5 protein-coding genes are annotated in these 12,564 nt (G+C 44.4%); 1 reads left to right on the top strand and 4 read right to left on the bottom strand.

Going from position 1 to position 12,564, the window contains the following annotated elements; all coding sequences use genetic code 11:
* Positions 1-103: 103 nt before the first annotated feature.
* Both AAEY79_RS03805 and AAEY79_RS03800 read right to left on the bottom strand, forming a co-directional pair.
* Positions 104-1,336, bottom strand: a complete 1,233-nt coding sequence (locus AAEY79_RS03805; RefSeq protein WP_352287302.1) for a lipocalin family protein — start codon at positions 1,334-1,336, stop codon at positions 104-106.
* Between the two features lie 530 nt (positions 1,337-1,866).
* Positions 1,867-2,946, bottom strand: coding sequence for an NUDIX domain-containing protein (locus AAEY79_RS03800; protein WP_352287299.1), 1,080 nt, complete (start codon positions 2,944-2,946; stop codon positions 1,867-1,869).
* A gap of 273 nt (positions 2,947-3,219) precedes the next feature.
* Here AAEY79_RS03800 and hemP point away from each other — a divergent pair, with 273 nt between their 5' ends.
* Complete coding sequence (gene hemP / locus AAEY79_RS03795) at positions 3,220-3,378, top strand: hemin uptake protein HemP (protein ID WP_227672156.1); 159 nt, start codon at positions 3,220-3,222, stop codon at positions 3,376-3,378.
* Between the two features lie 149 nt (positions 3,379-3,527).
* Here the strand turns inward: hemP and AAEY79_RS03790 are convergent, their stop codons facing one another.
* Together AAEY79_RS03790 and AAEY79_RS03785 are read right to left on the bottom strand one after the other, a co-directional pair.
* Entirely contained in the window at positions 3,528-8,522 is a 4,995-nt protein-coding gene (locus tag AAEY79_RS03790) for a translocation/assembly module TamB domain-containing protein (RefSeq protein WP_352287313.1), read from the bottom strand.
* Between the two features lie 61 nt (positions 8,523-8,583).
* Positions 8,584-12,270 (bottom strand): autotransporter assembly complex family protein, encoded by a 3,687-nt coding sequence (locus tag AAEY79_RS03785; protein ID WP_201631971.1) that lies wholly within the window; start codon positions 12,268-12,270, stop codon positions 8,584-8,586.
* Between the last annotated feature and the right edge of the window lie 294 nt (positions 12,271-12,564).

Here is a 12,564-nt window from a genome sequence, read left to right as displayed (position 1 = left end):
AAAAATAAAGGCAGCCTATTACGCTGCCTTTGTTAAATTCGAACGCCTTAAACAACGATGCTGTTAAACAACTAAATCGATAAACAACTAGCACACTAAACAATTAGGGTACTAAAGTAACTGTTTGATTGCTTTGTGCGGTCAGTTTAAATTCTTTCAAGTCGTAGCCTTGTTGCTGGGCAATTTGGCGATATTTCGCATAGGTTTCTTGACTGACATTGGGCGAACGTGCTAGTAACCATAAATAGTCTTTGTCTGGCGTACCAACTAGCGCTGTCTGATAATCAGCATCGCGCGCCAATACCCAATAATCGGCACGACCGACTGGTAACCAGCGAATCCATGAAGGCAAGAACGTCACTTTTAACTTGCTACCCGTATCGTCATCAGGTTTTGCCAATCCTTCAGCGATAATCTCTGAACCATCTTCAGCTTTACATTTATTAGTGACTATAATTCCTGAGCCATCTGTTTTTTGGGTATAGTTAGCAGTGACATCACTGACACAGTTGCGCTGGAAATACATTGGCAACCGTCCTATCTCATACCATGTGCCTGCATACTTTTTGAGATCCACACTGTCAACGGTCGTCGGTGTATTCGCAGACTTATGGATGATACTGCTGGGCTTCACGGAAAGTGTTTCCATTGCTGTCTTATCAGGCTTTGCTGTAGCAGCGGCTTTATTAGTAGTCATAGTAGAAGCTGGTAGGGGTGCGGCATATGCCGAAAATGCCGCTAACGGTATAATAATCGCTAAGGCAATCCCAGTATGCTTGATAAGCCCATTCATAAATATGCGCTCCGGTATCTCTTGATATGATTTAGTCGTCAATGATAAATCGTCATTTTTCTGAGGTTTTTCTATTGAAATAGAAGCTTGCTCCTCTGACGTAAACGCATCTAACTCGCTAATCTTTTGTACTGGTTTCTTTTGTATTTTTTTATAGCCGCTGGCTTTCTTATAACCATTAGCCATACTAAAATCTTCTGCAGCGCTACTTTTTGGATCGTGGTCGTTGATACTACCGTTTTCAATCATAGCAAACTCTTTTGCCTGTGTAAGGCCTTTGTCAATACTTTTGTAGCCCAAATAGCTGTCTTGCAAAAACGACTCTTCTGCCAAATGGTTCGAATGTGTGTCGTTATAGTTTTCGCTATCGTTACTAGCGCTATCATTACTAGCATTGTCATAGCTGGCATCATTACTGGCAGTATTGACATATTGCTCGTTATCATTCTGATAATGAGTCTTTGACTGATTAATTTGTTGTGATTGAGAACCGGCTGCCTGTGAATCAGACCATGCTGACTGAGGTAACTTATTGGTTTTCATAGGGGTACCATTAATTGATAGTGATGGTTAAAAATACTTTAATTATCAAATAAATTACCTTTAATTTTCTATGCAAAATCCTTGCTAATATAAAAGACAGTGTCTGTATATAAAAGAAAGTGCCCATAAAATTAAGCGTAACTAAAAATAGTGAAAGCCGCTTAGCCAAATTATTAATTCATAGAAAACTGAAATTTTAATCTATGAAAAAATGGCTTGAACGCTTGTTAATTTGATAGTTTATATTAATAGTAGTTATCCTATTAAAACAGTGTCGCAATGTAGGGAAACGCAACAGTTTGTAAGTAATTCTATATTTATATTAGAGAATAGATAGGCAGTTACTAACTGGATAAATATGAAAGAAATATGTCACTTGCATAAACTTTCTTTCATAAAAACTTCTCTCATATGCGCCACTATTCATACGTACTTCTATTAGACTTATATGGAGGGATGCTAGTTTGACTTGGTCTTGATTAGGGCGCGCCTTAAATCTGAACGAGAGCGATTAAATAGACTAAAAATAGCTAAATGAATTGGCGGATACCCGCCACACTTATACCGCCATACTGGTAAGCTTGCTCACTCATTGCTGGTGACAAACCGCCCAAACCGATGACTGGCATATCAGCTAACTGTGCCAAAGCTGACCAAGACTTCCAACCTAACGGCACAGTATCAGGATGCGTTTGGGTAACCAATACTGGTGATAGAAAAATACCAATAATCGGCGGTAGTTGCTGTTGTAAACGAGTACGGGCAAGCTCGTTGGCAGCATAAATGCTGGCTGCATCATGACAACTAACTATCAATGGTCGATCTGTAGATAACGTTTGTTTACCTACAAAACCATCTTGCCTATTATCAAACCACTCCATTAATGCGGTATGAGTGAGCTGGTGCGCAACAATCTGATAGCCATCTCGCAAAGACTGAGCATGAGTATGGGCATGAGTATCAAAAGGCAAAATCACTTGAATGTCTGGACGCAAAGACATCAATTGCTTTACGCTATTATCTAAATCTGAGTCCTTAACTCGAATGTATAGCCAAGCATGGGATGCGACCTTTTCCATATGATATGTCAGCCACTCTGCTACTGGATTTGGCTGGTCGCTAAAGTGTGTCAAAGGATAGCTAATCGCTATCTGCGCTGGTAGGTGCAACCATTCAAGGATGGTTTTATTAGCATCGGGTAAGTGATACTTTCCTGCTAATAATTCAGATTTATTTACCCATGCTAATGCCTGCCCTTCTAAGCCATGGCTAAGATATCGATGCTGCTCATACTGTGGCGCGGTTAGCTCAATATTATAGACCTGTAAGCTTACTTGCTTATCCCCATAATCATGATGCAATCGCCCAAGTTTGACGATCGTATTATCATGAATATCAATGCCGGTCTCTTCAGCAACTTCTCGTATTAACGCCTGTTTTGCGGTTTCATCCGCATCTATCTTGCCACCTATAAACTCATAGCGATTGCCCTGATGTTGGGTTGCATCTCGAAACCCAAGCAAATACTGTGCCTGATAATGAATCACAGCAACAGCGACGTTTATGATTTTTTGGTGGCTGGTTTTTTTGATTGTTGCGACGTTGAGCATCATATTATCCTTTAAAGCTTGTTTTATTTATGGCGGACACTAACTTGAAATAATAAGCAAAAATAAAACTAAGAGTTTGATAACACTAGTAAAAATTTACTTAAGGTGAACTTTATCACCGCTGATTCATATAAGTTTACATAATGACTGCATTTTATTTTATCAATTACCTTGCAAAACCTTTCAATCTAAATGATAATTATTATCGTTAATAGCTATTACTCTCTTATCTCTACTATTCAACTGTTTTATCAAAAGGAATTTACTATGAGCATGGTTATCTCTCGTTACTTAAACTGCCGCGAAAACCGTCTACCGACTTTGCAATCACAGCATCTGTTTGCCTTGACCAAAGAGGTACGTATTGAGCACGAAGGTGAGGAATATCGCTTACGCTTAACTCGCAATAACCGCTTAATTTTGACCAAATAGTTCATATAGCCTCAGAAATATTACAATGAAAAAAACGCCTTTATCGAAAGGCGTTTTTTATTGGCTAAAATACAGTAAATACTATTTGGGCAATATTAGAGTTAATAAATCAACCATTAGCTGATAACAGTATTATCCAAAATTGCCTTCTAAAATTGCCAACTATAAACCACGTCAACTGCATTTTCTGCCGCTGACGTCGCCTCGACGTAGATGCGACGGGTCAACTGGTAACGGGTAGATAGGCTGTTCTGTGCATTAAAGACACCTACTCCATAGCGAATATATAAATCAGGCGTCACGTAACCGGTAACATTAACATTAGTATCTTCACTACTGCCAGAGGCATCAACAGTCAGACTTTGTAGACCAAAGGCTTGACCAATCTGGTTGGTTAAGTTGCGTGTCCCACTCAGCCCAAAGCTCAGTCCAGCAGCAGCTAAGTTATTCGTCACTTGTGACTTAAAGCCTTGCTCACTGATTTGCGTGGCGCTCTTATTATCGATACGACCCGTTACCAAAGCGTTCATTGCTTGCTGTTGGGTCAGACCAGCATTGTTAAAGACGATGATGTTTGGACTTTCAGTACTGCCTTTGACACGCACACCAACGGTTTTTCCGCTAATGACTTTGACAGCTTCAATACTCAGGTTAGGCTTCATCACATCCCCATTGAAGCGCACCTGCCCATAGTTAAGCTCTAGACTCTGACCGAAAGCATTGATATTGGTACGACGTGATACTTGCACCACCCCTGTGGCACGCATAATGCCCGTGCCGTTTTGAGTGATATTAATCGCACCTGCCAACGGAATAACCGCTCCAAAGCCACGGAAGTTAATGTCATCACCCAAATCAACACCGATATCAGCATTGATCGACCACGGTTTTGAGATAGCTAAGACTTCGTCGATATTACCAATGAGACGACGATCTAGGACGACCGCATCTTCTGTTTGCGTAATGATATCTTCACTAGCCTCTGGCGGACGAATGGTCGCTGATGGCACGCTGATGGCTCCTGTAATGTTGACGTAACGGTCGCCAGGACGCACGATAATATCGATATCAGGATTAATCTCAGCCAATAGCAAGGGTGGCTGGGTCAATACTAAGCGCTCACCAACGACACTCAATTTGGCTTGTAGTTTTTGCTGCCAGTTTACTGTTCCCGTTAGCGTGCCGCTACCCGTACCACTATTAAAGGTGCCGTCGATAGTTGCTTGCGTTCCACGAATCTTGGCATCGACATTAACTTTTCTTAAATTGACTGGCAAGTCAAGCATCGCGATACGACCGTTGGCCAATTTCACATCACCATAGAACTGTGGTTTTTCTAGCGTGCCACCAAGTCCGCCCGCCATAGTGATATTGCCTTCAAGCACACGCATACCGGGGAAGAAAGGTTTAAAAATCGCTAAATTAAGCTCATTGAGCACTAATGCGCCCGAAATGGGTTTGGGGTTTTTATAAGGATCGACGATGACTTCCGCGTAACCGCGCGCGCCGCGACCAGTATTGATATCTGTCCGTAATTTAAGACCTTCAGGTACTGACAAGGCAATCAGTGACACACGCTTGTATGACAAGCTTACAGGAGCGCTGTCACCATCTTGAAGCAAGCCGATTTTGCCATTATCAGAATATAAAGTGGTATTGATAGTCGGTGGACGACCACGTTGCCAGCCGACAATCGCCTTACCATTAATCTGCCCTTGCCAATCAATATCTTTGGGTAAAAACACTGAAAATAGCGAGGCGTCTAGCTTTTGCAATGCTAAATCGACCTGACCACCAGACGGTGAAGCGATTAGGTTTTCACGTAAACACAGCTTGCCGGTTTGATCGGCCGCCTGCCAGCAATGCGCGGCAAGTTGCACCTTAAGCTCGCGGTCACTGCCGTTTTGCTTGTTAGGCAAATTGACAATCAACTGCGCTGGCTGCAACTGGTTCAAGGTGGCATATCTGGACTTAACACGACCTTTACCAATCACCCCAGACCAACTGAGTGTATTACGATTAAAACCACCTTTGAGTCTTGCTGCAATATCGAGCTGCTCGTTAGCGACATTGAGATCGACCACATGTGCCTGCTCAGTACCATTAAAAGACGCATTAACGCTTTTGAAGCTTTGCCCGCCAGCATCTAAGCCTTCAGCACTGATAATAAGCTGACTTGGGCTGTTTGCTAAATTCACGATTTTGCCGCGAATACGACCTTGACGCAAGATAAAGCCCGGCAGCGCAAGTCGCTCACCGACCAAATCAATATAGATAGTGGGTAACGCTTGTCCCGCAGGCTGCGATAAGGTCGCACCGCCAGTCACTTTGCCGGTCAGCTTACTAGAGAGCTGATCGAGACTGGTGATATTAATCTTGGTTTGTAATTGCTTGGCATTGCCATTGGCAGTGATGTAGTTATCGCCCCAGCGTAAGACGAGGTTATTGGCATTTAAACTCTCGATTAAGGCGTTCACTTGCTTATATTGCGCCTGTGCATCTTGCTTTTGTAAACGTTTAAAATAGCTCGCCAAGTCTTTTGGCAATCGCATTTTTGCAGCTAAGCTGCCTTTTGCACTAAGCGGTTGACCTTTTAACGTCCCCGTCAAGTTGATTTGTTTGATATTAATGGTTTGCTGAGTATCGCTCCAGCGACCGTCGGTATCTATAGTACCGGTGATAGCGCTTGGCGTACTTTTGAGGAAGTAACCCAAATTAAAGCGATTCATTACTGCTTTGATATCCCAAGCGATACCTTGACGCACATCGACGGTGCCACTGGCATCGATACTACCTGCAGCGCCGACATGACGGAAGCGTTTGATACGGATGAGCTGGGCATCGCCACTGGCATCGATAGTCAGTTTGCCTGCTGGTAACTGCTCGGCATCTAATACACCGTCAAAATTTACTGCAAATCTATTTAGCTTACCCTTGGCATTCGCTTTGTTTTTTGGTGCTGTTTGCCACTCGCCACTGGTTTTTAAATCACCAGTAATAATGGCCGGATTGTTGGGTAAAAAATAACCCAAGTTGAAGTCATCAAAGCGACCATCCACTGTCCAACCAATATTTTTTCGCAAATCGATGACACCCTTCGCATTCACTGCGCCAGCCTCACCCTTATAATTGAGCTTACGAATACTGATCAGCCTTGGCGTGCCAGCCGCATTGATAGACAGACGACCCTTTGGCACATCCGCCGTATCGACCTGACCATCAAAACGCGCATCGAACATAGAAAGCTCGCCGCCAACGATATCGACTTTGGCATCACCGCCACCAGTGATGCCGATAGCACGGCCGTCTTGCGTGGCATCAAGCTGCGCCTGCAAATCGGTATTGTTTAAATTAATAATATGACGCTGACCTTTAACCCCGCTTTTGCTGATATTCACTAAGCGGCCACTGGCACTAATACTGCCCGTTAGACGCTCAAGCGGTAGATCACTACGATACTTTTTGGGTAATAAACCATTAGTACGGGCATCAATTTGCCACGTTAATGGGCGCTTCTTGGTCGCCAGTTGAATCTGCCCAGTACCTGATAAATCACCGACGATACCATTATATTTGAGACGATTGATGTCAATGACATTGCCAGCTTTGCGGACGCGCACATCATAGTTGCCTTTGGGAGCAGCATTAAGCTCATTGATGACTGCATTGGCATCGACAGAGAGGGTCGAACCGCGCACGATGACATCAGCTTGACCACTAGGACTATCGATATTACCGATATTCGGGACATTACGACGGATCAGATTTTGCCAAGTGGCATCGATATACCAAGGCGCTACCTGTTTAACCTTCGCAGAGGTTTTACCACGTGCAATATTGGCATTAACATGTTCGCCATCACGCTGACGTAGATCCGCGTCAATCTCTAAGTTACCTGCACTGTTTTTTTGTTGATAATGTAGCGACAATCGACCGTTGAGTTTTTGCGGAGCGTAGGCTTTAAAATCAGCATAGTCGTCAGGAATCGCGCGGCGAATGTCAAAATTGCTACCAGTCGCACGCACCTTTGCATCAAAGCTATTTTTCCAGTCTAAAATACCTTGTAATATTAGGTTTCCAGCTGGAACCTGAGCATCCAAACGATCAATGCGCAGTTGACTATTGGCAATCACTGCCCGCCCTTGATAATGCCCTGAAGGAATATCTTTGGCAGTCAGCTCAGTATTAATACGCAAACGTATCTCAGAGATGACCCCTGAGGCAGTGGCTGTGCCGCTTTTTAGGCGAATGGCTTGGCTTTCGGCATAAGGAATCAGAATGTCGTCCCATTGCAGTTTTGCCTGAAACGGTGAATCCTTATCGAGTCCTTGCACTACAAAATCACCGCTGACATCGTTATCATTGTAGCGGCTACGCACCTTACCAACGGTACGTTTTAAGCTGCCGGTAGCGGTAATATTAAGGGGATCAATGTAGGCTTTTTCTAAGGCACTGACCTCAGCAATAGCACTTAAGTCCAACGGATAGTCACCTTGCAAATCAATCTCACCTTGCAAAGCACTAACCTTGACGATATCTGCATACTGTAAATTGCCGCGACCTACCGTGACCATGCTGCCAACCCACGTCAAATCACGAGCGCTGATATCATGAATGACAATAGGATCTTTGGTCACTTGTTTATAGACAATCGTTTTTATTTTGGCTTGATCAAAACGCAGATTCACCGGTAGCTTGAGCGTTTTATAATCAAATGGCTCACCCGTTGGCGGTTTTTTATTGATAATCTCAATACGCTGAATGTCGGCATCGCGCAGATGGACTTCTTTAGCAAATACCGCACGCCAGCCTATTTTAACGTAGGCTTTGTCTACCAAGATCTCAAGGTCTTCGGTTGCCTCGATATCGATATCTGTGACCAACAGACCATCACGCAAATTACCGCGCCCATATTTAAACTTAATACCCGTCTCAGCGCTAATCTTTTCTAATAAGAACTTGGTGCCTGATTCAGTACCAGCCGCATAAAAAAAGATGGCGAACATAATCGCCAGTACGATGAGCATGAGTACCAGTAGCTTGAGCAAAAAAGACAGCGGATACCAACGCCTTACAGCACGGGCATCACGTTGCGCCGGATCTTCATCCGGTGAATTATTAGGCGGGGTATTTTTGGTCAACATCACACTCAACTACGTTAAAAAAATGATTGCCAACAATCGCTAAAAACGATTGACGAGGCTCTTATAAAGGCGATCCGATAAAGAAACTCAACCTGACAGGAACACTTTCTTCTGTGACACCAGCGGCAACATCGACCCGCACCACACCAACAGGTGATGCCCAGCGAATACCAACACCAACGCCGACCTTTGTATCAGTCTCGAAGTTTTTGTCATAGGCATTACCCACGTCGGTAAAAACGGCGGCGCGAAAGCCAGGTTTAAACTCATAGTTATATTCCGCACTACCGACGGCGAGCACTTGCCCACCAGTCAGATAGCCATTGTCGATAGGCGATAAGCTCTCATAATCATAACCACGAATACTTTGATCACCGCCCGCAAAGAAGCGCAGCTTATAAGGCACTTCATAGAAATCATCGGCCCAAATATAGCCTGCATTGAGACTACCAAGTACTTGGTGCTTTTTGTCGTCGCCAAAACTATAAATACCGCTGACACCCGCCCGTACAATCGCTAAATCTGTATCGCTCAACGCCTTTTCAGCGCCTGCTTCTACAGAGTAATACTGACGGATACCACGAGTCGGATTGGTCGCACTATCCACGTCCGTTTTATTGATACCATAGCCCAATAACAGCGCTTGTTGCTTTGGTCTAGAAGACGTAAAGCGTATCGGCAGATCTTCTAAGTCCGCCTCATCAACCCCTGTCTCTAGCTCGTCTAAGCGATAACGTACAGAGTAGCTACGATTCCAGCCACTGTCACGGCGAATATTACGTGCCAATGAAGCTTTTAGCGTTCGGGTAGACAAATCAAAGTTGCCTTTGCCTTGATCGATGACCTCCTCTTCATAGGTGAGGCGCGCATCTAGCTTATCATTAAGCGGATGCTTCCACGGCCGGCTGCCATAGACCGAGACATTCTTAGTAATTCTAGAAACCTCCGTTTCTGCGCCAGCTTGATAGCCTTGACGATTGAGCAGGTTGTAATCTATCTTAGCTGTGGCGCGTACGCCGGTATCGGTACCATAACCAATACCTACTTGGGCGTCGCGTGGCTTACTGGAAGAGACAAAGACATATAGTGGGACTTTTTTACTCTCTTGCACTTGTTGCGGCGTTTTACGTCCTGCCAGCGTCGGTGGTACAAAGTTTTCATCCGCAAGAATACTCTTTTCATCTGGGAAGATTTTTTGTGCCACGTTGCTGATAGAGTCACTGATTTTACCTAAAATCGTGTCGGTCTCTTGGTCTTTTTCGTCTAATACCCGATCATCTGGCAAGCGGCTTAAGCGATTGGCTTTTTGTTTGATGGCTTGGAGTTTATCCAGTGTTTGCTCATCTGCTTCAAATTCGATGGCAGCGATATCTGCGGGATTAACTTTCTCCCCACTATTGCCACTATTAGCATCGCCATCGCTACTATTTGCTGCATCACTGTTTTGCGCAGTGTCATTTTGAACAGTACCATTTTGAACAGTACCATTTTGAACAGTGCCATTCGTATTACTGCTACTTTCTGCCCCATTATTTGCTGCGGCTACATCATCAATAATTTCTGAAGCATTGACCTCACTGTCAACATCGTCGTTGCCAGTATTACCAGCCGCATTGCCAGGCGCATTATCGAACGCTAAGGTACTGTTTTCACTGCTGTCATTGGGTGGCAAAATAGACTCGACATTGACAGTATTAAAATAACGTGTCGCTGATAAGTCGTTACTAAACTTAGTAACATCAGGGCGATAGAACGGCTCGCCGGGTTTGAAGTCAAACAACTGCTGCAACAATGACAATTCGACAGGTAGCTTATCAGGGTCGCGGGTCAACGTATTGGTCGCTGCATCATAAGTAAAGAACACCACTTCGTCGTACTCGTAGCGGTCACCAGTATTATAAACCAGCGATACATCGGCGGTATTGTCTGGCAAAATGATATCGACTGATTTGTTCAGCCAATACTGGTCAAAATAACCATAAGTGTTGCTGAGTGACTCTAGCGCCGCTTTACTGTTTTTGTAAACGCGATGATTGAATACATCGCCTTCTTGCGGTGGTAGCTCTTTTTCCAACGCTTGGTATTCTTCTTGCTCGCGACCTTCACCGCGAATTTCGATAATACGACTGTCGACAATGACCGGCTCACCTAGATCTTCAATGACAACCTCAATGACGTCACTATAAGGCTGACGTAAGCGCATGGTCACATCATAATAACCAACAGCTTGTGCGGCATCTTGTGCAGTTTGGCGCAGACGCGGTAAGGCTGCGGTAAAGTCAACGACAGATTGGACAGTGGTGTCATCAAGCGCAGCTTTGATGTTTTTAATCGGTTGCGTGTCTTCGTCTGCTTCGATGAGTTTTTGCGGCGTATTAGTCGCATCGTCAGCGGCAACTTGCTGCAAGTAAACCGTCGTCTCGACGTGCGGTAACGCTTGAGCACCGTCATTAAAAAATCGATTGTAGAGTCGCTTAACGATATTGGTTTTGTTACGAGCCATGGTTTTTGGCTTTTTGGCTTGCTCGATACTTTGATTGACGGCTTGGGTTTCGGACTGATAATCAGGCAAATAATCTTCTGGATTGATAATATCTGACTGCGTGCCCTCTCCTCCTGTCACATTGCCTGCACTTACTGACCTCTCATCATCGATCATACTATCATCGTCGTTATCAGCGCTTCCACTACTGACAGCATCGCTGACATTAATTGGCCGTGCCATGATTTCAGCAGTCTCAGCCTGTTCAGCCGCTGTCTCGCTTTTGCCCAGCGTATCGAGATTGCTCGGTGCTGGCAAATTGGTCGCATCAAGACTCACGTCTAAGCCAATAGGCGGGGTGGTATCATTTAAAGTCGCGATAGGCGCATCAAAGTCGCGGTCGTTATTACTGATGCCATTCATGTTACTGACATTGGTGTTGTTAACGTCGTTACCATTATTAATGCTGTCAATGTCTTGCGCATTCTGTCTATCCAGCGCTGCCAGCTCGCGATCAATCTCATCAGGCGTCATCATCTGATAGCCCTGCTGTTGCACTGTCGCCGCTTGCTGCTCCAAATCTTTATTTGCCACATTCGCCTGTGCGTCACTCAACTCGCCTACATCATAAAGGTCGTTATCCAAATCACTGGCATCATCGACATTATCATCATCTTGCTGAGCGTTGGCATTGCCATTTACTCTTTGAGATGGCGAATTTTGCAGGTCTTTTTCTTTAGTACCAGACTGCTTAATACCTAGGTTTTGTTCGCTATAGTCATCCAATACTGACTTATCGATGATGCCTTGTTCCACTGCTTTCTTTAGGCGCAAGGCATCTAAGGCGATATCAAGCTGTGTATCCTCAGTAGAGGAGAACTGAGGGTCTGTGCGAGGGGGTTTAGGGGTTGGCGGTTGCGGTGGCGTTACAGTATTGAAAAATGGTTGGTTGGCTGTATTTTGCGTATCACGGTTCTGACTATTAAGGTTCTGACTATCAATAATTTGACTGTTCGTATTGGCATTGGTCGTGGTGTCAGCCAATGCCGCAGGTGCGATACCAAAACCTACCAAGCTGCTCGCCAAGGCACTAAAAAGCGCTGAGCGCGTAAAATGAATACGCGGCGCAGTCTGCTGCAAATCATCCATCACGGCACATTTAACAGTATTGGTAGCAGCGCTGGCACGATTACCAGCATGAGTGTTTGAGGCTTTGTGCTGCGTAACCGACAAGTGGCGCGCTAGAGTTGAAGGCTGATGTTCCATGTATACTTATTTCCTATCACCTCACGCGGCACAAGGGAATGACGATAGCAGTCGCCAGGTTTTACCGGTGAATAAACGTAGAGCAGTTAACTGAGATTTTCTATGGCGACCGTACTTTTTTAGTGCTGGTTTTAGCGCTGAGCCTATCTCATCTGAACTTACTGACATAAGATAGGTAACTTTGAATGATACCGAGGCTTTAATCTCGCTCAAATTTTCAAAAAGTAACTTTTCAAAAGACAACCATGTAAAAGTTACAAATCATAACTTAGTCAATTATGAAATCATAGCTTC

It is taken from the genome of Psychrobacter sp. GW64-MNA-CIBAN-0177, assembly GCF_040309585.1.
Classification (GTDB): Bacteria; Pseudomonadota; Gammaproteobacteria; order Pseudomonadales; family Moraxellaceae; genus Psychrobacter; species Psychrobacter okhotskensis.
Note: the sequence above shows the minus strand (reverse complement) of the source record. Positions and strands in the feature narration are given on the sequence as shown.